22 protein-coding genes and 1 tRNA gene are annotated in these 24083 nt (G+C 72.9%); 15 read left to right on the top strand and 8 right to left on the bottom strand.

The window, feature by feature from the left end; all coding sequences use genetic code 11:
• Positions 1-118: 118 nt before the first annotated feature.
• The 4 genes from OHQ87_RS10640 (at position 119) to OHQ87_RS10625 (ending at position 5563) form a co-directional block, all read left to right on the top strand.
• Positions 119-1576 (top strand): polysaccharide biosynthesis tyrosine autokinase, encoded by a 1458-nt coding sequence (locus OHQ87_RS10640; RefSeq protein WP_328347379.1) that lies wholly within the window; start codon positions 119-121, stop codon positions 1574-1576.
• 223 nt (positions 1577-1799) lie between these two features.
• Positions 1800-3011: a glycosyltransferase family 4 protein gene (locus OHQ87_RS10635; RefSeq protein ID WP_328347377.1), complete on the top strand. Its 1212-nt coding sequence runs from the start codon at positions 1800-1802 to the stop codon at positions 3009-3011.
• Positions 3012-3127: 116 nt separating this feature from the next.
• A complete protein-coding gene (locus tag OHQ87_RS10630) occupies positions 3128-4912 on the top strand; it encodes a DUF4012 domain-containing protein (RefSeq protein ID WP_328347375.1) in 1785 nt (594 codons plus the stop codon).
• Positions 4913-4924: 12 nt separating this feature from the next.
• Positions 4925-5563 (top strand): hypothetical protein, encoded by a 639-nt coding sequence (locus tag OHQ87_RS10625; protein WP_328347373.1) that lies wholly within the window; start codon positions 4925-4927, stop codon positions 5561-5563.
• A gap of 114 nt (positions 5564-5677) precedes the next feature.
• Here the strand turns inward: OHQ87_RS10625 and gdhA are convergent, their stop codons facing one another.
• Positions 5678-7015: an NADP-specific glutamate dehydrogenase gene (gene gdhA / locus OHQ87_RS10620; protein WP_328348800.1), complete on the bottom strand. Its 1338-nt coding sequence runs from the start codon at positions 7013-7015 to the stop codon at positions 5678-5680.
• A gap of 113 nt (positions 7016-7128) precedes the next feature.
• Here gdhA and OHQ87_RS10615 point away from each other — a divergent pair, with 113 nt between their 5' ends.
• The 3 genes from OHQ87_RS10615 to OHQ87_RS10605 all read left to right on the top strand — a co-directional run bounded on the left by OHQ87_RS10615 (position 7129) and on the right by OHQ87_RS10605 (position 9353).
• Positions 7129-7440, top strand: a complete 312-nt coding sequence (locus OHQ87_RS10615; RefSeq protein WP_328347371.1) for a MazG-like family protein — start codon at positions 7129-7131, stop codon at positions 7438-7440.
• A gap of 380 nt (positions 7441-7820) precedes the next feature.
• A complete protein-coding gene (locus OHQ87_RS10610) occupies positions 7821-8414 on the top strand; it encodes a hypothetical protein (protein ID WP_328347369.1) in 594 nt (197 codons plus the stop codon).
• A gap of 525 nt (positions 8415-8939) precedes the next feature.
• On the top strand, positions 8940-9353 hold the full coding sequence (locus tag OHQ87_RS10605; RefSeq protein ID WP_328347367.1) for a protein-tyrosine phosphatase family protein: 414 nt from the start codon (positions 8940-8942) through the stop codon (positions 9351-9353).
• A 180-nt stretch (positions 9354-9533) separates the two neighbouring features.
• Here OHQ87_RS10605 and OHQ87_RS10600 read toward each other — a convergent pair whose 3' ends face one another.
• Complete coding sequence (locus tag OHQ87_RS10600; protein ID WP_328347365.1) at positions 9534-11807, bottom strand: excinuclease ABC subunit UvrA; 2274 nt, start codon at positions 11805-11807, stop codon at positions 9534-9536.
• Between the two features lie 116 nt (positions 11808-11923).
• Between OHQ87_RS10600 and OHQ87_RS10595 the strand changes: the two genes are divergently transcribed.
• Positions 11924-12643 carry a MerR family transcriptional regulator gene (locus OHQ87_RS10595; RefSeq protein WP_328347363.1) on the top strand — a complete coding sequence of 240 codons (720 nt, stop codon included), beginning with the start codon at positions 11924-11926 and terminating at the stop codon, positions 12641-12643.
• Between the two features lie 87 nt (positions 12644-12730).
• On the opposite strand, the gene OHQ87_RS10590 is transcribed toward OHQ87_RS10595, so the two are convergent.
• Complete coding sequence (locus OHQ87_RS10590) at positions 12731-13921, bottom strand: hypothetical protein (RefSeq protein WP_328347361.1); 1191 nt, start codon at positions 13919-13921, stop codon at positions 12731-12733.
• A gap of 381 nt (positions 13922-14302) precedes the next feature.
• Here OHQ87_RS10590 and OHQ87_RS10585 point away from each other — a divergent pair, with 381 nt between their 5' ends.
• Positions 14303-15559 carry a D-alanyl-D-alanine carboxypeptidase family protein gene (locus OHQ87_RS10585; protein ID WP_328347359.1) on the top strand — a complete coding sequence of 419 codons (1257 nt, stop codon included), beginning with the start codon at positions 14303-14305 and terminating at the stop codon, positions 15557-15559.
• Positions 15560-15687: 128 nt separating this feature from the next.
• Complete coding sequence (locus OHQ87_RS10580) at positions 15688-16467, top strand: peptidylprolyl isomerase (protein ID WP_442930742.1); 780 nt, start codon at positions 15688-15690, stop codon at positions 16465-16467.
• 91 nt (positions 16468-16558) lie between these two features.
• On the opposite strand, the gene OHQ87_RS10575 is transcribed toward OHQ87_RS10580, so the two are convergent.
• The gene (locus OHQ87_RS10575) at positions 16559-16789 is read right to left on the bottom strand and encodes a hypothetical protein (RefSeq protein ID WP_328347357.1); all 231 of its coding nucleotides are present in this window, start codon (positions 16787-16789) and stop codon (positions 16559-16561) included.
• Between the two features lie 245 nt (positions 16790-17034).
• On the opposite strand from OHQ87_RS10575, the gene OHQ87_RS10570 reads away from it, so the two are divergent.
• The gene (locus OHQ87_RS10570; RefSeq protein WP_328347355.1) at positions 17035-18309 is read left to right on the top strand and encodes a D-alanyl-D-alanine carboxypeptidase family protein; all 1275 of its coding nucleotides are present in this window, start codon (positions 17035-17037) and stop codon (positions 18307-18309) included.
• Complete coding sequence (locus OHQ87_RS10565) at positions 18306-19151, top strand: M15 family metallopeptidase (protein WP_328347353.1); 846 nt, start codon at positions 18306-18308, stop codon at positions 19149-19151. Before OHQ87_RS10570 ends, OHQ87_RS10565 begins: the two co-directional genes overlap by 4 nt.
• 22 nt (positions 19152-19173) lie before the next feature.
• Here the strand turns inward: OHQ87_RS10565 and OHQ87_RS10560 are convergent, their stop codons facing one another.
• Positions 19174-19962 carry an alpha/beta hydrolase gene (locus OHQ87_RS10560; protein WP_328347351.1) on the bottom strand — a complete coding sequence of 263 codons (789 nt, stop codon included), beginning with the start codon at positions 19960-19962 and terminating at the stop codon, positions 19174-19176.
• On the opposite strand from OHQ87_RS10560, the gene OHQ87_RS10555 reads away from it, so the two are divergent.
• The 3 genes from OHQ87_RS10555 to OHQ87_RS10545 all read left to right on the top strand — a co-directional run bounded on the left by OHQ87_RS10555 (position 19961) and on the right by OHQ87_RS10545 (position 21943).
• Complete coding sequence (locus tag OHQ87_RS10555; protein ID WP_328347349.1) at positions 19961-20254, top strand: hypothetical protein; 294 nt, start codon at positions 19961-19963, stop codon at positions 20252-20254. The two genes, OHQ87_RS10560 and OHQ87_RS10555, sit on opposite strands and share 2 nt — an antisense overlap.
• A 385-nt stretch (positions 20255-20639) precedes the next feature.
• Positions 20640-21839 (top strand): RtcB family protein, encoded by a 1200-nt coding sequence (locus OHQ87_RS10550; RefSeq protein ID WP_328347347.1) that lies wholly within the window; start codon positions 20640-20642, stop codon positions 21837-21839.
• A 31-nt stretch (positions 21840-21870) separates the two neighbouring features.
• A tRNA-Arg gene (locus OHQ87_RS10545) sits at positions 21871-21943 on the top strand.
• A 29-nt stretch (positions 21944-21972) separates the two neighbouring features.
• On the opposite strand, the gene OHQ87_RS10540 is transcribed toward OHQ87_RS10545, so the two are convergent.
• From OHQ87_RS10540 to OHQ87_RS10530, 3 genes are all read right to left on the bottom strand, one after another.
• Entirely contained in the window at positions 21973-22494 is a 522-nt protein-coding gene (locus OHQ87_RS10540) for a hypothetical protein (protein ID WP_328347345.1), read from the bottom strand.
• A 192-nt stretch (positions 22495-22686) separates the two neighbouring features.
• Positions 22687-23904 (bottom strand): helix-turn-helix domain-containing protein, encoded by a 1218-nt coding sequence (locus tag OHQ87_RS10535; RefSeq protein ID WP_328347343.1) that lies wholly within the window; start codon positions 23902-23904, stop codon positions 22687-22689.
• Positions 23901-24047: a hypothetical protein gene (locus OHQ87_RS10530; RefSeq protein WP_328347341.1), complete on the bottom strand. Its 147-nt coding sequence runs from the start codon at positions 24045-24047 to the stop codon at positions 23901-23903. Before OHQ87_RS10530 ends, OHQ87_RS10535 begins: the two co-directional genes overlap by 4 nt.
• Between the last annotated feature and the right edge of the window lie 36 nt (positions 24048-24083).

Below are 24083 nucleotides of genomic sequence, written 5' to 3'. Positions count from 1 at the left end.
TGTTTTTACTGCCTAACGGGCTACTTGGTGGGTTTAGATACTCTCATGCGCTTATAGGAACCTAGGGAGATTTCGTGCTTTTTCACCAGCTGGTCGTTCCGCCGGAACGGAGGGTGTGATGGACGTCCGCACCTGCCTGCGCCTGGTCCGCCGACACTGGTGGATCGTCCTGGTCACGCTGATGCTCACGGTCGGCTCGGCGGCGTTGGTCACGGTCCGTACGGCACCCCGCTACGTGGCCTCGGTGACCTTCTTCGTCACCGCCCCCAACCAGGGCGTCAGCAACGCCTACCAAGGCGAACTCTTCCTCCAGCAGCGCGTGAAGTCCTACGCCGACCTGCTGCGCAGTGACCGCCTGGCGCAGGCCATGGTCGCTGAGACCTCCCTCGGCCTGACCGCCGACGACGTCCAGCGGCTGGTCGCCACCTCGACCGAACCGGGCACCGTGCTGCTCCGCGCCACCGTCACCGACACCGACCAGGCCCGGGCCATGAAGGTCACCGAGGCCCTGTCGGCGAAGTTCGTCGAGCTGGTCAAGAAGATCGAGACCACCTCGGACGGCAAGGCCGGGCCCACCCGGATCGAGGTGGTCGGTGGCCCCCGGGTCAGTGCCAGCCCGGTCTCCCCGCAGCCCAATCGCAATCTCGCCCTCGGGGTCCTGGTCGGACTCCTGCTCGGCGTGGCGCTCGCCGTGCTGCGGGGCATGGTCGACGTGCGGCTGCGCGACGCCGCCGGCCTGCAACGGGCCACCGGTAGCCCGCTGCTCGGCGACATCCCCTTCGATCCGGGTGCCAAGGCGGCGCCGTTGATCGTCGGAGAGGCGGCGACCTCTGCCCGCGCGGAGGCGGTCCGGAAGTTGCGGACCAACCTGCGTTTCGTGGACGTGCACGAGCCCGCCCGGGTGATCGCGGTGACCAGCGCGTTGCAGGGGGAGGGGAAGACGACCCTGTCCTGCAACCTGGCTATCGCGCTGGCCGAGGCGGGTTGGCGGGTGTTGCTGGTCGACGCCGACCTGCGTCGCCCGAAGATCGCCGACTACCTCGGGGTCGACGGCGGCGTGGGCCTCACCGACGTGCTCGTCGGCGACGTCCAGGTCGGCGACGTGGTGCAGCGCTGGGGCGACAAGTCGCTGCTGGTGCTGCCCAGCGGGTCGACCCCGCCGAACCCCAGCGAACTGCTGGGCTCGAAGGCGATGGCGGACCTGCTGCTCGCACTCCGCGAGTCCGCCGACATCGTGGTGATCGACACCGCGCCACTGCTGGCCGTCACCGACGGCGTGGTGGTCGCCGTGCAGGCCGACGGCGCGTTGCTGGTCACCCAGCAGGGGCGCACCTCACGCGCCCAGGCCGCCGCGGCGGCCCGCTCGCTGCACTCCGTGTCGGTGCGGCTGCTCGGTTGCGTGCTCAACATGGCCAAGGTGGCCCGCGCGGACGCCTACCAGTACGAGGCGTACCGGATCGCCACCACTGCGGGGCCGTCGGTCCCGGCCGACCGCGCCACCGCCGCCCAGCGCGGCGACCAGGGGCTGCCCCCCGTCGGCGACCGTACGCAGGAACTCACCCGGCTGCCACTATGAGCGCAGCTCCGGGTCCGGCCGTGCCGCCCTCGGGCGGGCCGGCGACGGCAGCACGCGGATCCTCCGCGTCGGGGGCGGCGGTTCGCCGCCGCCCCCCGGCGCGGGCCGACGATCGCGTGCGCGGGCCGGCCGGCGGACGACCCGGCGTCGGCGGTACGCGCAGGATGCGGCGCGGTTCCCGCCCGGCATTGGTGGGGACGACGTCGGGCGGGGGAGCGCGACGATGAAGGTCGGGATCCTGTCGTACCACTTCCCGCCGGAACCGGCGTTCATCCCCGGCAGCCTCGCCGAGGAGCTGGCCCGGCGCGGACACGAGGTGCGGGTGCTGACCGGCTTTCCGGACTATCCCGGTGGCCAGGTCTATCCGGGCTGGCGGCAGCGTTGGCGGCACCTGACCCACAGCGAGCGGTTGACGGTGCGCCGGGTGCCCCGCTATGCCGGCGGGGACGCCTCGCCCGCCGCCCGGATGGCCGGCTATCTCTCCTTCGCCGGCAGTGCCGCGCTGGCGGGCCGGCGCTACCTGGCCGACGTCGACGTGCTGTACGTCTTCCAGTTCCCCGCGACCACCTTCGCCACCGCCGGGTTGCTGCGGCTGCTCGGCCGGGTGCCCACCGTCCTGCACGTGCAGGATCTCTGGACCGGGGAGGTCGCTCCGGGGGAGGCCGCGCCGGACCGGCCCGGCCGGATCGCCAGCACCATGCGACGGGTGCTGCGCGAGGCCGACGCGGTGGCGGTGACCGCCCCGTCCATGCGGGACCTGGTGGTCGCCGGCGGGGTGGCCGAGGCGCGGGTGCGCACGGTGCTCAACTGGACCGACGAGCGGATCTTCCAACCGGTGCGCCCTGGCCGGGAAGCCTGGGCGCTGGTGCGCCGGGACGCCCGCTGCGTGGTCATGCACGCCGGCACGATCGGCGTACGCCAGGGCCTGGAGACCGCGGTACGGGCGGCGGCGGCGCTCGACGACCGGATGGATCTGGTGCTGGTCGGCTCCGGGGCGCAGGAACGGCGGGTCCGGGGGCTCGCCACCGAGCTGGGTGCCGACAACGTCCGCTTCCTCGCGCGGCGGTCGCCGCTGGACATGCCCGAGCTGTACGCCGCCGCCGACTACCAGCTGGTGACCCTGCGCGACCTTCCCGAGCTGCACGGGACGGTGCCGAGCAAGGTGCAGTCCGCGCTGGCCTGCGCCGCCCCGATGGTGGCCTCCGCCGGCGGCGACACCGCGGCCCTGGTGGAGCGGGCCCGGGCCGGGCTCTCCTGTCCGCCCGAGGACTGGGCCGCGCTGGCCGACCGGTTCTGGCTGGCCACCACGATCCCGCCGCCGGCACGGGCCGAGATGGGTCGGCGAGGACGGGAGACGTACCTGCGGGAGATGTCGCTGCGGGCCGGGGTGGACCGGATCGAGGCGCTGCTGGGGGAGATCGCGGCTGGCCGCTGACGAGTGGGTGCCCGCGCACTGACTCCTTAAAAGGCCATAATGAGATCAGAGTGCCGTCAATCATGCTACAAAACCCACTAATGGTCATATCGCCCGAGGCGAGAGCGGAGTACGGCGTGGCGGAGAGCGGTGGATCGCGCAGCGGCCGACGAAGACTGCGGCGGCGGACCCGGCGGCGAATCCGGCGGGCCCTGTTGATCGGGTTGGTCGTCGGTGCGGTGCTGTTCGGCGCGGTCGGCTGGGTGGGGTTCCGCGGTTGGCAGGCGCATGCCCACCTGGTCAACGCGGCCGGGCTCGCCCGGGAGCTGAGCACCCAGGTGCTCGGCGGTGACCTCGACCGTGCCCAGCGCACGCTGGCGGCGTTGCAGGAACAGGCCGGTGCGGCCCGGACCGCCACCAGTGATCCCGGTTGGGGGCTCGCCCGCCACGCCCCGTACGCCGGCGACGACGTGGCGGCCGTACGCACCATCGCGGTGGCCATCGACGACCTGGCCCGACAGGCGTTCCCGGCGTTGCTGCGCACCGACCTGACCACGCTGGTGCCGACCGAGGGGCGGCTGGACCTGGCCCGGTTGCGGGCCGCCTCGGCGGACCTGACCGCGGCGGACGCCGCCGTCCGCAGGTCCCGGGCCGGCCTCGACGCGGTGCCCGCCGACGACCTGGTCAGTCAGCTCGGCACGGCGTTGGCGGAGCTGCGTACGGAGATCGACCGGCTGGCCGGACTGACCGGGGCGGCCGACCGGGGCGCCCGGGTGCTGCCCGCCCTGCTCGGGGCGGACGGGCCGCGCAGTTACCTGCTGCTGTCGCAGAACCTCGCCGAACTGCGCGCCACCGGTGGCATGTTCGGCGCGTACGCGGTGATCCACGCCGACGACGGGCGGATCCGGATGCGCGAGCAGGGCACCAGCGCCCAGTTCGGCCGCTTCACCCCGGCGCTGCGGGTGGACGACGAGGTGCGCCGGATCTACACCGACCTGCCGGGCATCTATCCGGCCGACGTCAACCTCACGCCGAACTTCCCGACCGCGGCGAAGCTCTACCGGGAGATGTACCGACGGCACAGCGGCGTGACCGTCGACGGGGTCCTGACGGTCGACCCGGTGATGCTGTCCTATCTGCTCCAGGCCACCGGGCCGGTGCCGGTGCCGGGCGACGCCACCCTGGTCAGCAGCCAGGTGGTGCGCACCCTGCTCAGCGACGCCTACCAGGGGCGGGACGACAACGGGCAGGACGCCTTCTTCGCCGCGTCCGCGTCCGCCGTCTTCGACGCCTTCCTCACGAAGAAGGTCAACCCAAGAGTGCTTTTGTCGGCTTTAGACCGCTCCATCACGGAAAGGCGGATACTGTTCTGGAGTGCCCGATCCACGGAACAGCGGACGTTCGCCGACACCCGGCTCGCCGGTGCGCTCCCTGAACAGGAGTCCGCACCGACCGTCGGGGTCTTCCTCAACGACGGCAGCGGCGCCAAGCTCGGCTACTACCTGCGGCCGACGGCGGCCCTCACCGTCGGCGACTGCGCCGACGAGGGGCGGCGGCAGCTCCGGCTGCGGTTCACCCTGCACTCCTCGGCCCCCGACTCGGGTCTCACCAAGTCGGTGCTCGGCCTCGGCAAGGCGGGCGATCCGTACACCGCCCGGACCCTGATCTCCATCTACAGCCCGGCCGGCGGGACGGTGCTCGGTGCCCGGCTGGACGGGAAACCGACCCCGCTGGGCAGCGGGGTCGAGCGTCGTCGGCAGGTCGTCATCGCCACCGTCGACGTCGCCCCCGGTGCCACCCGAACCCTCGACGTGGACCTGCTGACCGGCAGGAACACCACCGGCACCCCCGAACTCTGGCACACACCGACCGCCACCCCATGGACCACCCAAGTAGTTCCCGCACCTAGCTGCAAACAGTAGGAGGAGACCATCATGCGGCTATCCCGCATTCTCACGGCGCTGACGGTCGGTCTGGCCATCGTGGCCGTGCCGACCGCCGCGGGGGCTGCTCAGCCGCAGCCACCCGCCACCACCAGCACCCCGCAGCCGCCACCGGACTATCCACCCACCACGCCGTCGCTGACGGCCAACCCGACGACGATCGTCATCGGCGAGACGGTGGTCCTCACCGGCACCGGCTTCGGACCGAACGAGATCGTCGACATCGACGTCACCGTGGCGCCCCTCGCCGCGGCCGTTCCGGGGCAGGCGCCGGCCCGGCGCAGCGACGGCACCACCGTCGCCATGGTGAAGGTCGACTATTCGCAGCCGCAGCCCGCGCCGCGGCACTTCACGGCGCAGACCGACGCGAACGGTAACTTCACCGTGAGCTACCGGCCGAGCGACATCGGGCGGCTCACCTTCACCGCGACCGGGCGCACCTCGGGCCGTACGGCCAGCACGACGATCACAGTGCTGCCGAAGAAGAAGCCGCACCCGCACCTGCCGGTGACCGGTGACAACCTGGGCACGCCGCTGAAGGTCGGCGGCGGGCTGGTCGGCGCCGGTGTGGTGCTGATGCTCACCGCCTTCGGCTGGCGGCGTCGCCACCGGTTCGGCATGACCCGCTGATCCGGATCACACCGGTACGCACAGGTGCCCGTCGGACCATCGGTCCGGCGGGCACCTGCCGTGCGCCCAGGCCGGTGGGTGCCCGCCGTCGGCGGGCCGCAGTGGTCCGGTCGGTCACACCAACCCGTGCGCCAGCATCGCCTCGGCCACCCGGCGGAAGCCGTTGATGTTCGCCCCCGCCACGTAGTCGCCCGGTAGGCCGTACTCCTCGGCGGTGGACCAGCAGCGGGCGTGGATGTCCCGCATCGTCTCCCGCAGCCGCTGCTCCGAATGGGCGAACGTCCACGAGTCCCGGCTGGCGTTCTGCTGCATCTCCAACGCGCTCACCGCCACCCCACCGGCGTTGGCCGCCTTGCCCGGCGCGAACTTCACCCCGGCCCTGCCGAGGATGCGGACCGCCTCCGGGGTGGTCGGCATGTTCGCCCCCTCGACCACCGCGACACAGCCGCCGGCGACCAGCGCCGCGGCCTCCGCGCCGCCGATCTCGTTCTGCGTCGCACACGGCAGGGCCAGGTCACAGGGCACCTCCCAGACGGTACGGTCGCTGACCGCCACCGCGTGCGGCACGTGCCGCACGTAGTCGTCGAGGCGGGCCCGGCGGGTCTCCTTCAGCTCCCGAAGCAGCTCCAGGTTGATGCCCTTCTCGTCGAGCACGTACCCGGCGGAGTCGGAGCAGGCCACCACCGTGCCACCGAGCTGGTGCACCTTCTCGATCGCGTACGTCGCCACGTTGCCGGAACCGGAGACCACCACCCGCTTGCCGTCCAGGGTGGCCCCGGCCTGCTTCAGCATCTCCTCGGCGAAGAACACCGCCCCGTACCCGGTCGCCTCGGTGCGCGCCTGTGCACCCCCGTACGACAGGCCCTTGCCGGTCAGCACGCCCGACTCGTACCGGTTGGTGATTCGTTTGTACTGGCCGAACAGGTAGCCGATCTCCCGGCTGCCGACGCCGATGTCGCCGGCCGGCACGTCGGTCTGTTCGCCGATGTGCCGGTACAACTCGGTCATGAAACTCTGGCAGAACCGCATCACCTCGCGGTCCGAGCGGCCCTTCGGGTCGAAGTCCGCGCCACCCTTGCCACCGCCGATCGGCAGCCCGGTCAGCGCGTTCTTGAAGATCTGCTCGAAACCGAGGAACTTGACGATCCCCAGATAGACCGACGGGTGGAAGCGCAGGCCGCCCTTGAACGGGCCGAGCGCGCTGTTGAACTCCACCCGGAAACCCCGGTTGACCCGGACCCGCCCGTGGTCGTCCTCCCAGGGCACCCGGAAGATGATCTGCCGTTCCGGCTCGCAGATCCGTTCGAGGATGTGGGCGTGCCCGTACTCGGGGTGGCGGGCGAGGGCCGGGCCGATGCTCTCCAGCACCTCCCGTACCGCCTGGTGGAACTCCGGCTCACCCGGGTTCCGACCGACCACGCGGGTGAACACCGACTCGGCGGCCTCCGCCATTGCGGTCACGTCCCTTCCCGTCGCGGTGCGGCCTCGGCGCCACACCGTCGTTGGTGTGCGCCACCGACCGCCCCCGGATACGGATCGTCACCCCTGTCCGGTTCACTGGAGGAGTGGACGAGTTGATCTGGAGCGCTGCCCGGTCCGCCCGCGCCTGGCTGGACGCCGCCAACGGCACCGACCAGGGCGAGCTTACCTGCCGAATCCTGAAGCTCACCGAGGAGGCCGGCGAGGCGGCCGGTGCGTGGATCGGTGTGCTGGGCCAGAACCCCCGCAAGGGCGTGACGCACAGTCACGAAGAGGTGGCGGCCGAGCTGGCCGACGTGGTCTTCACCGCCTTGGTCGCCATCGAGAGTCTGGGCCTGGACGCCCGGTCGGTGGTGACCGCCTGCGCGGCGAAGGTCGAGTCCCGGATCACCCCGTGACGCCTTCGGCACCCGATGGGTGGGTGCGGTGTCGGTGGGCGCGCGTCGATCGTCCGCCGCGTCCGTTCTGCCCCCGTCAGTCGTTACACCTGGTCCGGTGCCCCGGCGTCCGGTGCCGCGAGCCCCCGCTCGCGCGCCCGGGACGCGGTCTGCACCTCCGGGGAATGGCCCCGGGACGCCGGTCGTTACACCTGACCCCGGCCCGAGTGGCACCCCCGCCCAGCGGCGAGTCCCGCCAGCGGCAAGCCCCGCCGGAGACCCCTGAGTTTCTTTCCCCGCATGAGCGCCCGACGTGGTGCCCACGCCCTGCGAGCCGTCCCCCGACGGGCACCCGACCCCCTGGTCGGCCAGGGCGTCAACCCTCCGAAGGAGCTACCCCCATGAACACCACCATCCTGCGCAAGACCGCTCTCGGTATCGCCGGCCTCGCCTTCACCGGCGGCATCCTCGCCGGCCCCGCCACCCACGCCCACGCCACCACCGACACCCGCCCGGTCGCCGTGACCGTCCAGGCCGACAAGCCGGCGGTGGACAAGGGCAGGCTGATCCCGCACGGTGTGCAGGGCGACCAGTCCCGCATCGACCTGGACGACGAGCAGACCGCCAACGTCAGGGCGATCATCGCCGCGACCAAGAAGTCGGGCCTGGACGAGCGGGCCGCGGTCATCTCCATCGCCACCGCCCTCCAGGAGTCCAAGCTGGAGAACCTGGGCCACCTGGGCGACCGCAACGACCACGACTCGCAGGGCCTGTTCCAGCAGCGCCCGTCGTCCGGCTGGGGCACGGTCGAGCAGATCACCGACCCCGAGTACGCCACCACCGCGTTCCTCAAGGGCCTCAAGCAGGTCGACGGCTGGCAGGACATGCCGCTGACCAAGGCCGCCCAGACCGTCCAGGTCTCGGCCTACCCCGACCACTACGCCCAGTGGGAGCAGCAGGCCGCCGACCTCGTCGCCGAGCACTGGAACAGCTGACCCACCCGCACATGACGCCGTTGGCCGGCACCCCGCCCGGGGTGCCGGCCAACGGTATGTGCACCGACCGCCGGCAGATCGGCAGGTCGCCGCGCCGGCTGACCGGCAGGCCGGCGGGAGCGGCAAGGGATCGTGGAGAGTTGTTGCTGCCCCCGGCCTGCCCCCGGCACCACAACTCTCCACACAGGCCCGCGTCGCCTCGGTGATCCTCATCCACAGCCCCGTGGTCGTAGCCGGCGCGGGCGGCTGTCTCGGCCAACCCGATGCCGGCGGGCCAGGCGGACAGAGGAGAGTGACGGGGGTCACTGCAGGGCGGGGAAGGAGCGCGAGGGGCCCCGCGTTGTGCAGGGTGTCGGTGTGTTCGGTGTCCCCGGGCCTCACCTGAAATGCCGTCGCGGAGTTCCGTTCGGCTGGAGCCGCGTCGCGCCACGCGCCGAGAGGCGACCCGCACATCGACACGCGCCGCCCCCGACCCACCAGGGTCGGGGGCGGCGCGCTGTGTCCGTACCGGGCAGAATTCAGGGTGTGGACTGGTCCAGTTCGACCGGCGTGGTCACCCTGCCCAGCGGTGCGACCGTGCGCGGGCGACGGGTGGCCGACGTGGTGTCGCCCGCCGACTTCGCCCTGATCCTGGCACCCGGCCCGGCCCCGGCCTGGCCCTACCGGCAGATCCGGTGGCCCGACTTCTGGCTGCCCCTCGACCGCGCGGACGCCCTGGACGCGCTCCGCGAGGCACTGCGCCGCGCGCACGACGGTGGTCGGGTGGAGGTGGCCTGCCGGGGCGGGATCGGCCGGACCGGCACCGCCCTCGCCGCCCTGGCGATCCTCGACGGGCTGCCGGCCCGGCAGGCGGTGGGCTGGGTCCGCGACCGCTACCACCCGAAGGCCGTGGAGACCCCCTGGCAGCGCGTCTGGCTGCGGCGGCTCCCGGACCGCTGACCGCTCTCGCCCAGACCCGCGCGACCGGTCCCGCCTGCCGGTCCCGCGCGACCGGTCCCGCCTGCCGGTCCCGCGCGACCGGTCCCGCCTGCCGGTCCCGCGCGACCGGTCCCGCCTGCCGGCCGGGGCGATGACGACCGACGCCGCCGCCATGCCGGGCCGAGCTGCGCGACCTGTCGGTTACCGGGGTGCGACGTACTCGCGCAGGTGGCGGGCGGTCACTGTGTCGGCGTGCGCGACCAGGTCGGCGGGGGTGCCGGTGAAGACGACCCGGCCACCGTCGTGCCCGGCGCCGGGGCCCAGGTCGACGATCCAGTCCGCGTGCGCCATCACCGCCTGGTGGTGCTCGATGACGACCACCGTGTTGCCCGCGTCGACCAGCCGGTCCAGCAGCGCCAGCAGTTGGTCCACGTCGGCCAGGTGCAGGCCGGTGGTCGGCTCGTCCAGCACGTAGGTGGCGGCCTTCTCGGCCATGTGTACGGCGAGTTTGAGCCGTTGGCGTTCCCCGCCGGAGAGCGTGGTGAGTGGCTGCCCCAGGGTCAGGTAGCCGAGACCGACCTCGGCCAGCCGGTCCAGCACCACCCGGGGCGGCCCGGACGGGAAGAAGTCCCGGGCTTCGGTGACCGACATGCCGAGCACCTCGCTGATGTTCCGGCCGCGCAGCGTGTACCTCAGCACCTCGGGGGTGTAGCGCCGCCCCTCGCACGCCTCGCAGACGGTGGCGACGGCGGCCATCGTCGCCAGGTCGGTGTAGACCAGCCCGATCCCCTTGCAGGTCGGGCAGGCGCCCTCGGAGTTGGCGCTGAACAGCGCCGCCTTCACCCCGTTGGCGCGGGCGAACGCGGTACGGATCGGGTCGAGCAGGCCGGTCCAGGTCGCCGGGTTGCTGCGCCGGGAGCCCCGGATGGCGGCCTGGTCGACCACCACGACCCCGTCCCGACGGGGCAGCGAGCCGTGGATTAGCGAACTCTTGCCCGAGCCCGCCACCCCGGTGACCACGGTCAGCACCCCCAGCGGCAGGTCGACGTCGACGTCGCGCAGGTTGTGCAGGTCGGCACCGCGGATCGACAGGTGACCGGTGGGCCGGCGGACGGCTGTCCGCAGGGTGACCCGGTGGTCGAGGTGCCGACCGGTGAGCGTGTCGGAGCGGCGCAGCCCGGCCACGTCTCCGGTGTAGCAGATCCGGCCGCCGGCCGACCCGGCACCCGGGCCGAGGTCGACCACGTGGTCGGCGATCGCGACGGTCTCCGGTTTGTGCTCCACGACCAGCACCGTGTTGCCCTTGTCGCGCAGGCGCAGCAGCAGGTCGTTCATCCGGGCGATGTCGTGCGGGTGCAGCCCCACCGTCGGCTCGTCGAAGACGTACGTCACGTCGGAGAGGCTGGACCCGAGGTGACGGACCATCTTGACCCGCTGCGCCTCGCCGCCGGAGAGGGTGCCGGACTCCCGGTCCAGGCTGAGATAGCCCAACCCGATCTCCACAAGCGAGTCCAGGGTCTCGCGCAGGTCGGCCACCAGCGGCGCCACCGACGGGGCGTCGATCCCGCCGACGAACTGCGCCAGGTCGCTGATCTGCAGGGCCGCGCACTCCGCGATGCTGCGCCCGGCGATCCGCGAGGACAACGCCGCCTCGTTGAGGCGGGCCCCGCCGCAGGCGGCGCAGGTCGTGAAGGTGACCGCCCGGTCCACGAAGGCGCGGATGTGCGCCTGCATCGACTCCCGGTCCTTGGTCAGGTAGAGCCGGCGGACCTTCACCATCAGGCCCTCGTACGTCCAGTTGTTGGCACCCACCTTGATCTTCGTGGCCGGCTTGTGCAGGAAGTCCGCCCACTGCTGTGCGGTGAAGTCCTGGAGCTTGACGTCCGGGTCGAACAGGCCGGACCCGACGATGGTCTGCCAGTACCAGGAGTCCACGGCGAAGTTCGGCACCAGGATCGCCCCGTCGTTGAGCGAGCGCTCCACGTCCACCATCGCCGACACGTCCAGGTCGGAGACCCGGCCCAGCCCCTCACAGGTCGGGCACATGCCCTCGGCGAGGTTGAAGCTGAACGCCCCGGCCCCGCCGACGTGCGGCTCGCCGAGCCGGCTGAACAGGATCCGCAGCATCGCGTACGCGTCGGTCGCGGTGCCCACTGTGGAGCGGGAGTTCGCCCCCATCCGTTCCTGGTCGACCACGATCGCCGGGGTCAGGTTCCGCAGTGAGTCGACGTCGGGCCGGGACAGGTTCGGCATGAACGACTGGAGGAAGGCACTGTACGTCTCGTTGATCAGACGGCGGGACTCGGCGGCGACGGTGCCGAACACCAGGGACGACTTCCCCGAACCGGAGACCCCGGTGAAGACGGTGAGCCGCCGCTTGGGTATGTCGACGGACACCCCGGTCAGGTTGTTCTCCCGGGCTCCCCGTACCTCGATCACGTCGTGGTGGTCGGCGGACTTCGCTGATTGCTCCATACCTTCGATTTTCTCATTCATGATCCTGTTGAGACTTCTGCCGGCAGCCGCCGCGCTGGTGGGGAGAGAGCTGGGCGGAAAGTCTCAAACCACATGACAACCGGTAAGCTGAGCGGGTGGGGGAGCGGCGGTGGCGGATGATCGACGTCGCGGCCAGCGCGGGGATCTCCACCCAGCAGGTGCGCAACTATCTGGCCGACGGGGTGCTGCCACCGGCCGACCGCACCCCGAGCGGCTACCGGATGTTCACCGGGCGGCACGTCCGGGCCCTCGCGGTGGCCCGCCTGATGGCCGAGGGGCACGGTTGGTCGCGTACCCGGGAGGTGCTGGCCGCCGTGCACCGGGGTGAGCTGCCGACGGCGCTCGCCGCGCTCGACGCCGGGCATGCCGAGCTGGACCGTGAACGGGCCGAGATCGCCCGGGTGCTGGGCGCCTTCACCACGGTGCTGGCCAGCCCTGCGGCGGCCGTGCCCCGCCGGGACGCCCGGATCGGTGTGGTGGCCGCCCAGGTCGGCGTGCGCACCTCGCAGCTGCGCCTGTGGGAGCAACGTGGCCTGCTCCGCCCGCACCGGCAACGCGGCACCGGCTACCGGGTGTACGACGTGGCCGAGTGGCGGGCGGCGCAGGTCGTGGCGCTGCTGCGCCGGGGCGGCTACCCGTTCGACATCATCACCGCGGTCCTCGCCGAACTGCGCAGCACCGGCCGGCCGGACCGGGTCCGGGCGGAGCTGGCCCGGCGGGAGCAGGACCTGCACCGCCGCAGCCTGCGCCGGCTGCGGGCCTCCGCCGCGCTGTACGACTACCTGGCCGAGACCGGGCCCACCGAGGGTCACTGAGCCGACGGCCCACCGAGGGGCACCGGGCGGGCCGGAAAGCCGGACGGCCCGGCGGATCATCCGCCGGGCCGTCCGTGGGCGAGGGGGTCAGTTCAGGCCGCAGGTGGCGAAGTTGTCGAGGTTGGGGCGTTGTGCGCCGACGCGGTTGAAGGCGATCTCGATGCGGTCGAGGGCGGCCTGGCGCTTGTCCTTGAGGGGGCCGAGGATGGCGTTGTTGATGAAGTTGGCGCCGCCCTGGGGGTTGGCGGCCTGTTGGGCGAGGCGGGCGTTGGCCTCGTTGATCTGCTTGTCGAGGTTGGCCAGTTCGGCCTGGACGTTCGCGGCGGCCTGGGCGGGCACGGCGGGGATCTGCGGCGTCGGGCAGTTCACCGTCCGGGCGGCACCCGCACCGGCGTTTCCGGCACCCGCGTTGCCCGCGCCAGCGTTTCCGGCGCCCGCATTGCCGGCACCGGCGTTGCCCGCGCCCGCGTTTCCGGCACCCGCGCCGTTGAGGCCGCAGGTGGCGAAGTTGTCGAGGTCGGGGCGTTGTGCGCCGACGCGGTTGAAGGCGATCTCGATGCGGTCGAGGGCGGCCTGGCGCTTGTCCTTCAGTGGGCCGAGGATGGCGTTGTTGATGAAGTTGGCGCCGCCCTGGGGGCTGGCGGCCTGTTGGGCGAGGCGGGCGTTGGCCTCGCTGATCTGCTTGTCCAGGTTGGCCAGTTCGGCCTGGACGTTCGCGGCGGCCTGGGCCGGTACGGCGGGGATCTGCGGCGTCGGGCAGTTCACCGTCTGCGCGCCGCCCGTGGTGTTCGCGCCCGTGCCGGCGTTACCGGCGTTGCCGGCCTTGACGGAGCTGTTCAGCGCGCTGGCGACGCCCGGGGCGTTCAGCCCGCAGGTGGCCAGGCTGTCCAGGTCGGGGCGCTGCGCGCCGACCCGGTTGAAGTTGATCTCGATGCGGTCGAGCACCGCGACGCGCTTGCTCTTCAGCGGGCCGAGGATGGCGTTGTTGATGAAGTTCGCGCCGCCCTGCGGGTTGGCCGCCTGCTTGGCCAGCCGCTCGTTCTGCCGGGCGATCTCCTCGTCCAGGTTGGCCAGTTCCCGCTCCACCCCGGCGGCCGCCGCGGCCGGAACCGCCGGCAACTTGTCCCGCACGGTGGGGCAGTTCACGGTCTGCGCGGCGGTGCTGCCGGTGTTCTCGGCAGCGGAGGCGAGCTGCAGACCGCCACCCAGGAGCAGCACCGCCAGGGCGCCCACTCCGCCGAGCTTGAGGACGGAATTCTTCCGCATTGGCCTGGCCATGTACCTCTCCTCTGATCTCCGGCGGGCCGTGGACGATCGTCGCGTCCGGGGTCCCGACGGTGGCTGGGGTCAAGGAGGTTCGTGGCACTGGCGACCGCCCCGATCCGTCCTTGCGGCGATGGATACGGGGACCGCGCGGAGATCGTTCAAGAAGTTCGGTGAGCCACTGGTGACGCTGCGTGTGAATCCGATAAATTAGCAGGTCGGAGGGGTTGGGAGCGGTCCCGTGGTCGATGCGGAAAGACCGATTTCATCATCCCTGCGTCACGACCTGGGGACTCAGGGTGCATGGATGGGTGCTCGACGGGTCGATCGCGTCGGTGCTGACCGGTGACGCGGCGGCTGCGGATCCGGCGTACCGCATCGGTAGGGTGCCTCACCATGAGACCCCGGGTCCTGGCCGCCGCTGTCGCGGCCGTACTCCTCACTGCGGGGGCGACGCCCGTCCCGGCCCGCGCGGGCGTCCCCACCCGCGCCGGGACGGCCCGCGCAGCCGTCGTGCCGTGCCCGAAGCTGCCGGCACCGAAGGTGACCCGACCACCCCGCCCCGTGCCGCCCCCGGCGGTGCCCGCGCAGCAGGTGGTGGGTGGGGAGGCGCTGGCCACCCCCGGACTGACCGTGCCGACCGGCGCACCCGCGCCGCCGCCGGTCACCGCGACCTCCTGGCTGGTCGCCGACCTGGACACCGGGGCGGTCCTCGGCGGCTGCGGCCCGCACGAGTACGGCACCCCGGCCAGCGTGCAGAAGCTGCTGCTGGCCGCCACCATGCTGCCGAAGCTGAACCCGAAGCAGGTGGTCACGGTGACCCGCCCGGATCTGGACATCGAGCCGGGCAGCTCCGCGGTCGGCCTGCTCGACGGGGGTCGCTACCCGGTCGAGACCGTCTGGCTCGGCCTGCTGCTCCAGTCCGGCAACGACGCGGCCAACCTGCTGGCCCGCCTCGGCGCGGGTAACGCATCGGCCGGGGTACGCGAGATGAACGCCGAGGCCCGTCGGCTCGGCGCGTGGCAGACCCACGCGGTGACCCCGTCCGGGCTGGACGGGCCGGGCCAGTTCACCAGCGCGTACGACCTGGCGTTGATCGCCCGGGTCTGTTTCGCCGACCCCACCTTCCGCCGGTACGCGCTGACCGAGCGGACCCAGATCCCGGCCCAACCGACGCTGCGCAAGCCCGGCTTCCAGATCCAGAACGAGAACCAGTTGATCTACCGTTACCCCGGGGCGCTGGGCGGCAAGACCGGTTTCACCGAGCTGGCCCGGCACACCTACGTCGGTGCCGCCGAACGCGACGGCCGGCGGCTGGTGGTGACCCTGCTCGGTGCGGAGGCCCGCCCGGTGCGCGGCTGGGAGCAGGGGGCGCGGCTGCTCGACTGGGGCTTCGGACTGCCCCGGGACGCCTCGGTGGGCCGGCTGGTCGACCCCGGTGAGGTGACCACCCCCAGCGCGGCACCGTCGGCGTCCGCCCCGGTGGCCGCCGCGTCGACTCCCGCCGGGCGGGCGGTGGGCGCACCGGACCGGCTCGGTGGGGCGGTGGTAGGCGGGGCTGCGGGACTGGTCGGGTTGCTGGCCGTCCTGCTCGCCGTCGGCCGCCGACGTCGCGCCCGCCGTCGGGTCCGGCGACGCGTCGCCTGGGACTGACCGTCGCCCCGCGCCGGTGCCGCCTCGCCCGGGATCGGCCGGCGTCGACAACCGGGTCCGCCCTCCATAGACTCCGGTCGTTCCGGTACCACCCGTCTCTCCGGTACCACGAGTCCAGGAGGACCACAGTGTCGAGTGAACCCCGACCGTTCGCCGCCGGGTCGCGTGCCCACGGCCGGCTGGCCCGCCTCGTCGGGGCGGCGCTGGCCTCGGCCGCGCTGGTCGTCGTCGGTGGCACCGCGGCCGTCGCCGCGCCGGCCGACGGGCCGAGCGCCGCCCGGACCACGAAGGGGCCGTGCGCGTACACCTCCACGCCCGACGAGCCGGCGGCCCGGCCGGTCCCGCTACCGCCGGACCCGCGACGGACGCCGGACCACGGCACGGTCCGGGTCACCCTGCGCACCAACCAGGGGCCGATCGGGCTGACCCTGGACCGGGAGCAGGCCCCGTGCACCGTGCAGAGCTTCCTGCACCTGGCCCGGCACCGGTTCTACGACTGGACGCCCTGCCACCGGCTGACCGCCTACCCGACGTTGAAGGTGCTCCAGTGCGGCGACCCGTCCGGGTCCGGTGAGGGCGGGCCGGGCTACCGCTACCGCGACGAACTACCCACCGACCTGCCGCCCGCGCCGACCGACCCCACCGGGGTCCGCCGGCTCTACGCCCGGGGCACCCTGGCCATGGCCAACGCCGGGCCGGACACCAACGGCAGTCAGTTCTTCCTGGTCCAGTCGGATTCGGCGCTGCGGCCCAACTACACCGTGTTCGGCAGCATCGACGCGGCCGGGCTGGCCACCCTGGACCGGATCGCCGCCGGTGGTATCGCACCCACCGCCGAGGACCCGGCGCCGGTCGACGGCGCCCCGGCCCTCCCGGTGCAGATCCACCGCGCCATCCGGGGCCACTGAGCCGGCGGAGCATCGGCCTGCCGGCCGGGATCACATCCGGCAGGCCGCCGAGCCGGTCCGGGCGGGGCGGTCGAGCGCCCCGCCCGGACGGTCAGCTCTCCTCGTCTGCGGCCCGGGCCCGGTCGGCGTCCGCGTCGGCCGCACCGACCGGCACGCCGTCACCGTCCCGGTCCGCCTCGGACAGGTCCACGTCCGCGCCGGCCCGGGCGGCGTCGGCGCGGGCGTCGTCCGCCCCCACCACGGGACGGGTGTCGATCTCATCGAGGTCGACGAGGCCACCACTGGCCGCGAGGCCGAGCGGGGCGTAACGGGGGTCGGTCATGGTCTCCTCCTTCACCGGTGCCTACCTCTCCGCTACCCGCGTGGACCGTCGTCGACACCTTCCGCCACTGTCACGTGGGCCGGCGGTCACGTATCGACCGTCTACGCGGTCACGTACCGACCATCGGCGTGGTGGGTCGGCGTGGACCGGGCCAGGGGCGGCACCCTACCGGCCCGCAGGGGGCGGCCGGGCGTGATTCGCCGGATCGCCCGAGCGGCCGGCCCGGGATCACTACGTTCGTCAGCGTGAGAGTTCGGGGACGTACCGCCGCTGTCATCGCTGCCCTCCTGCTGTCGCCGGTCGGCGCGCCCGCCGGTGCGGTGGCCGCTCCCGGTGCCGTGGCCGCTCCCGGTGCGGTGGCCGCTCCCGGTGCGGTGATCACCGGGCCGTGCGCGGCCGTGCCGGCGGCGTCCCGGCCACCCCGGCCGGTGCCGCCGCGCGCGGATCCCACCGCCCGTGCGGTCGGCGGTCCGGCCCTGGCCACCGAGGCGCTGGTACGCCCCGCCGGGACGCCCGCACCGCCCGCCGTGCCGGCCGCCTCCTGGGTGGTCGCCGACCTGGACAGCGGCGACGTGCTCGGCGGCTGCGGACCACACGAGTACGCCACCCCGGCCAGCGTGCAGAAGCTACTGCTCGCCGCCACCGTGCTGCCGAAACTCGACCCCCAGCAGGTGGTCACCCTCACCGACGGCGACCTCGACATCGAGCCCGGCAGCTCCGCCGTGGGTTTCGCCGAGGGTGGCCGGTACCGGATCGAGACCCTCTGGCTGGGCCTGCTGCTCAAGTCCGGCAACGAGGCGGCGAACGCGCTGGCCCGCCTCGGCGGTGGCCCGGACGGGCTGCCCGGCGGGTTGCGGGCGATGAACGCACACGCCCGGCAGCTCGGCGCGTTGCAGACCCACGCGGTGACCCCGTCCGGGCTGGACGGGCCGGGCCAGTTCACCAGCGCGTACGACCTGGCACTGATCGCCCGCGCCTGCTTCGCCGACGCCACCTTCCGCCGCTACGACACCACCCGGGAGGCGACGATCCCCGCCCAGCCGGCGCTCGGCGAGAAGGCCTTCCCGATCCAGAACGACAACCAGCTGCTCTACCGCTACCCGGGGGCGCTGGGCGGGAAGACCGGTTTCACCGACCTGGCCCGGCACACCTACGTCGGGGCCGCCGAGCGTGGCGGACGGCGGCTGGTGGTCACCCTGCTCGGTGCGGAGGTCGTCGACAAGCGGGGCTGGGAACAGGGCGCGGCCCTGCTCGACTGGGGCTTCGGGGTGCCCCGGGGCGCGGCGGTGGGCCGACTGGTCAACCCGGGCGAGCTGACCGCTGGCCCGTCCGGGACCGCCACTGCCACCGCCACCCCGCCCCCGCTGGCCGCCGCCGGTGGTCCGAGCCGGCTCGACCCGGCCGGTCACCCCTGGTCACGTCCGCTGGTCGCGGTCTCCCTGGCCGCCGTCGTGGCCGGACTCGCCGGGCTGCTGCTCGCCCTTCGCCACCGACCCCACGACATCCGCCGACGGCGGTGAGGCCCGGCGCGCACCGCCGCCGGTGGGTGCTGGTCCGGTTGCTGCTCGTCGCGGTGGTGCTCGCGGCGGCGGGCTGTGACCGGCCACCGCAGCCCGCGCCGCTGGCGGACGCCGCCACGCCCACCCCGACCGGACCCCGTGCCCCGGCCGACGTGGTGCTGCTGTCCGAGGTGGACCCGAGCATCGTCGTCGACATCCGGTACGCCGGCCCGCACAACTTCGTCGGCCGCCCGGTGGACGGCTACGACGAGCCGTTGTGCCTGCTCACCCGTACCGCCGCCGAGGCGCTACGCCGGGTGCAGGACGCCGCCCGCGCCCGGGGGTTGAGCCTGCGGGTCTACGACTGCTACCGCCCGCAGCGCGCCGCCGACGAGTTCGTCCGGTGGGCGAAGGGCGCGGCCGGGCAGCAGATGAAGGCCGAGTTCTATCCCCGGGTGGCCAAGTCGAGGCTCTTCGCCGACGGCTACCTCGGTGCACCCACCGCGCACAGCCGGGGCAGCACCCTCGACCTGACCCTGGAGCCCCGCCCGGCCCCGCCCCGCTCCTCGTACGCCCCGGGACAGCCGCTGGTGGCCTGCACCGATCCGGCCGACAGGCGGTTCGCCGACGGGGCAATCGACATGGGCACCGGCTTCGACTGTTTCGACCCGCTGGCGCACACCGCCGACGCCCGGATCACCGGCACCGCCCGGACCAACAGGCAACTGCTCAAGCGCCTGATGACCGACTGCGGTTTCGTCAACTACGACCGGGAGTGGTGGCACTACCGGTACGCCGACGAGCCCTACCCGGACACCTGGTTCGACTTCCCGGTGGCCCGCTCGTCCCTGCCGCCCCGCTGACGGCACGGCAGGTGTCCGCCGCTCAGCCGGCCGGCGGCCGGGTGCGCAGCGGCAGCCAGGCCAGCACGTCCCGGATCGTCGCGTCCCAGTACGGCCAGTCGTGGTCGCCGGGGGAGAACTCCACTGTCACCGGCACGCCGCGCTCCCGGGCGGCCTCGACGAAACGCACGTTGTCGTCGTACAGGAAGTCCTCGGTGCCGCAGGCGACGTAGAGCGGGGGAGTGTCGGGCCCGACCCGACCCACCAGCGCGACGGTGTCGTCGTCGGGGCCGGCCACCGGGGCGTCCCCCCAGATGGTGTGCCAGACGTCCGGATCGAGCGGCCGGTCCGGATGGTGCCGGCGGTGGGCGACGTTGAGCGCCCCCGACAGGCTTGCTGCGGCGGCGAACCGCTCCGGCTGCCGTAGCGCCCACTTCACCGCGCCGTAGCCGCCCATCGACAGCCCGGCCACGAAGGTGTCCTCCCGGCGGTCGGAGAGCCGGAAGAACGACCGGCAGACCCGGGGCAGCTCCTCGGTGAGGAAGGTCCAGTACCGGTTGCCGTGCTTCTCGTCGGAATAGAAGCTGCGCCCGACCTGCGGCATCACCACGGCCAGGCCCAGCGATGACACGTAGCGCTCGATCGAGGTCTGGCGCACCCAGGCGGTGTCGTCGTCGCTGAGGCCGTGCAGCAGGTAGAGCACAGGCGGGTCCGCGTCGGCCGTCCCCGTGGGCAGCTCCACCCGGGACGGGTCGCGTTGCGGCAGGATCACCGTCATCGAGGTGCTGAGCCCCAGTGCCTCGGAGTCGAAGTCGCAACGCATCAGTGCCATGGTCCTGGACCGTACCGGGTGGTGGCCGGGGCCGGTACGGTCGGTCCGGGCGGAGAGCCCCACCGTGCTCGTCCACGATCTCGGCCGGACGAGGCTGATCCGGCCCGGTGGCACCGGCTGGATCGGCGTGGTGGTGCTGTTCCAGTGCGGGGAGCCGTTCGCAGCGGAGCCGCTGCCGGTGCGGTTCTCCGTCGAGACCGCCGACGGGCAGGTCAGGGAGGCCCGCTACCCGGTCGCCCTCGTCGGCAGCGCCTGGCTCGACATGCTCTCCGTGATATGCGGGCCTCGATAACCGGAACGTCACCGGAGCGAACGTGGATATCCGTTTGCGGCGCTGCGGGTGTCCGCCTAGGTTCGATGTCAACGCCACACCGACCAACCAGGGAGCACACCGTGTCGCCGTACCTCAGCACCGAGACCACGCGGTCCCAGCCGCGCGGCGGTGTGCTGTTGCCAGCCGGCGAACGAGCCCGGGGTTGTCGGTGGCGATCGGGGTGGCGGCGCGGATAGCGCCAGCGCGACTGCGCAGCCGCCCACCCCACCAGGGGACCGGGCGGCTTTTTCGACCCCGACACCCGCCGAGGGGTGTAGCTCAACGGGTAGCGCACCGGATTCCAAACCCGACGGTCGCAGGTGCGAATCCTGTCACCCCTGCTCCCACGAACGAGGAGAACACGATGGCATTCACCCCGCTGCCGGGCACGAAGGCCCCGGTACGGGTCTGGACCGACCCGTACGGCATCGAGCCGCAGGCCGCCCAGCAGCTGCGCAACATCGGTGCGCTGCCCTGGGTGCAGGGCGTCGCCGTGATGCCCGACGTGCACTACGGCAAGGGCGCCACCGTCGGCTCGGTGATCGCGATGCGGCAGGCCGTCTCGCCGGCCGCCGTCGGGGTGGACATCGGCTGCGGGATGAGCGCGGTCCGGACCTCGCTCACCGCCGCCGACCTGCCCGACAACCTCGCACCACTGCGTACCGCGATCGAGGCGGTCGTGCCTGTCGGCTTCGCCAAGCGGGACGACCCGGTCGACCCGCGGCGGGTCCGGGGCCTGGAGCAGCGCGGCTGGGACGACTTCTGGGGCCGGTTCTCGACCCTGGACCGGAAGGTGGCGCAGCTGGAGAGCCGGGCCCGGCACCAGCTGGGCACCCTCGGCGGCGGCAACCACTTCATCGAGGTCTGCGTCGAGCAGGACGGCCCGGACGCCGGGCAGGTCTGGCTGATGCTGCACTCCGGTTCCCGCAACATCGGCAAGGAGTTGGCGGAGCGGCACATCGGGGTGGCCCGCGCCCTGCCGCACAACGCCGACCTGCCCGACCGGGACCTGGCGGTGTTCCTCGCCGGCACCCCGGAGATGGACGCCTACCGTCGGGACCTGTGGTGGGCGCAGGAGTACGCGCGGCGCAACCGGGCGGTCATGCTGGCCCTGCTCTGCGGCGTGGTCCGGGACGCGTTCCCGCAGGTCAGCTACGGGGAGCCGATCTCCTGCCACCACAACTACGTGGCGGAGGAGAGCTATGACGGGGTGGACGTGCTGGTGACCCGCAAGGGGGCGATCCGGGCCGGTCGGGGGGACCTGGGGATCATCCCGGGGTCGATGGGCACCGGTTCGTACATCGTGCGGGGGCGGGGGAACCAGGACGCGTACTGCTCGGCCTCGCATGGCGCGGGGCGGCGGATGTCGCGGACGAAGGCGAAGCGGACGTTCAGCACCGCCGACCTGGCGCAGCAGACCGCCGGGGTGGAGTGCCGCAAGGACGCCGGGGTGGTCGACGAGATCCCCGGCGCGTACAAGGACATCACCGAGGTGATGGCGCAGCAGGACGACCTGGTCGAGGTGGTGGCCCACCTCAAGCAGGTGATCTGTGTGAAGGGTTAGACCGGCCGACGCCCCCGGGCGTCGGTCGTGAGCCCCGGTGGCGCAGCGGACAGCGCGCCGGTCTACGAAACCGGAGAGCCCAGGTTCGAATCCTGGTCGGGGCACCTTGCGGAAGTTCAGGATTGCTGAATTTCTAGCCGAGGTCGTGTACCTCCAGCCCTCGCATGATCAGCGTCTGCATCGAGCCGAACCCGTAGAGATCCGCGTCGGATGACAGGTTCGCCACCTCGCGGAGCACCGGTTCGACGTCGATGCCACGCTCGCGGGCTCGGTTGCACAGCGCCCAGATCGTCATCAGCTCGTCGCGCGGATCGGCGGCTTGATCCATCGCGGAGACATGGACGAGTCGTCGGCGGAACTCTCCGACCGAATCCCACGCCACCGGTAGGTGGGCGGCCCAGCGGAAGGACGGGTGAGCCCGAAAGATGTCGCGCACCTCCGCACGGGCCGGCGCTCCGCCGGTCTCGTACGCATCCAACAGCGCATCGAGCGCGGCAGACGCCTCGGCCGCCACCCCGGCTTCGTCCACCGGCGGCTGCGCTTGCCGGATCTCGGCCATCCAGTTCGGATCGCTGAGGTCGACCGGGCGCTCGGCGATGTCCCGCAACAGATCGTCGATCACGACGACATCTGCACGGACCGTAGCAAGATTCATGTCGTCATTGTGCTGTCCCCAAGGAGATCCACCGGGTCGGGAGGTCCGGTAGCCGCACGACTGCTGGGGCTCAGGGCTGGCGATGGGCGCGGTAGCCGTTGACCGGTCCGAGTTCGTCGGCGGTTGGCGGCTGATGACCAGGTGCGCTTCCTGGACGTCGCTCAACGGTCGACCGGCCACCAGGTGCACAGGTCAGGGGCGGGTCAACCCGATGGTGGCGGCGAGGCGGGCGACGTCGGCCGGGGTGGGGCCGGCGCGGAGCACGGCGGTCAGGGCGGCCCGGGCGGCAGGGCGGGTGCGGGTCTCGGCCGGGGCAATGTGGTCGGCGGCGAGCAGGGCCCGTCCGGCGGCGTCGTGGTCACCGAGGTCGAGGTGGGCCCGGGTGATGTCGATGAGGTGGGCGGCGCGGTGTTCGGCGGGGAGCCGCCGCCAACCCTCCTGGTCGGTGGCCCGGCGGTGCAGGGCGACGGCCCGATGGTGGTCGCCGAGGCGGGTCGCGGTCAGGGCACGGGCGAGGTCGACGCTGGTGGGGCCGAAAGCGACGCCGTCCTGGTCGTGCCGTTCGTGGTCGGCGGCGAGGTGGGCGGCGCGTTCGGTCAGGTCGTGGGCGGTGGCGGCGTCGCCGTGACCGGCGGCGGCGAGGGCGGCCTCGATGAGCAGCGTCCCGGTCAGGGCCGACGCCGGCGGGTGGCCGTGCGTCACCGCCGGGTCGAGTTGGCGTACGGCGGTGAGCGCGGCGGTCGTGGCCAGCCGGCCCCGCCGCAGCGCGCGGAGCACCTGCGCGAGGGACACCGCCGCGAGCCCGATCCGCATCGGATCACCACGGGTGGCGGCCATCATCGCCCGGTCGGCGGCCAGCCAGGCCAGGTGCGCGTCGCCGAGCTTGACCAGTGTCTGGGCGGTGAGCCGGTAGACCCGCACCAGCAGTTCGAGCACGGGCGGGTCCACCAGGCTGACGTGGCAGGCGTAGCGGCTGTCGACGAGCAGGTCGGGCAGCATCCGCAACACCTGGGGGTGCTGCCCGTTGCGGTACGCCGTCCACGCGTAGCCCGCCTGGTCGTCGAGCTGCCGCACCGCCGCCCCGACCGGGGCGGATGCCGGAGCGTCGTGCCGGGCCAGGGCGGCCCGGACCCGTTCCACGGCGGCACCGACGTCGGTGACCGGTGCCGGCGGGGTCCGACCGCCGAGCAGGAGTTGCGGCGCGACGCCCAGCGCCCCGGCCACCGTCTCGATGACGGAGAGCCGATCGAGGGTACGCACACCCCGTTCGACCTTGTCGACCCAGCTCTTCGACTTGCCGATCCGGTCGGCGAAGACCTGTTGGCTCATGCCCCGGCGGGCCCGTAACTCGGCCATCCGCCGTCCGATCGGCGGCTCGGTGCCGGCGCGCTGCCGGCCGGGGCCGGTCACCGGTCGTGCCCCGGCACCGACATGGTGTGGGTGGACCCGCCGCAGCGGGGGCACCACCGGGACTTGACCCGGAACGCGAGCAACCCGAGCAGGAAGCCCGGCACCAACCCCCCGAACACGATCGACAGCACACTGGAAATCACGAGCGCCCTCGCTCTCCGGCCCCGGCAGTAGGACTG

Source organism: Micromonospora sp. NBC_00421 (genome assembly GCF_036017915.1).
In the GTDB taxonomy this organism is placed as follows: Bacteria; Actinomycetota; Actinomycetes; order Mycobacteriales; family Micromonosporaceae; genus Micromonospora.
Note: the sequence above shows the minus strand (reverse complement) of the source record. Positions and strands in the feature narration are given on the sequence as shown.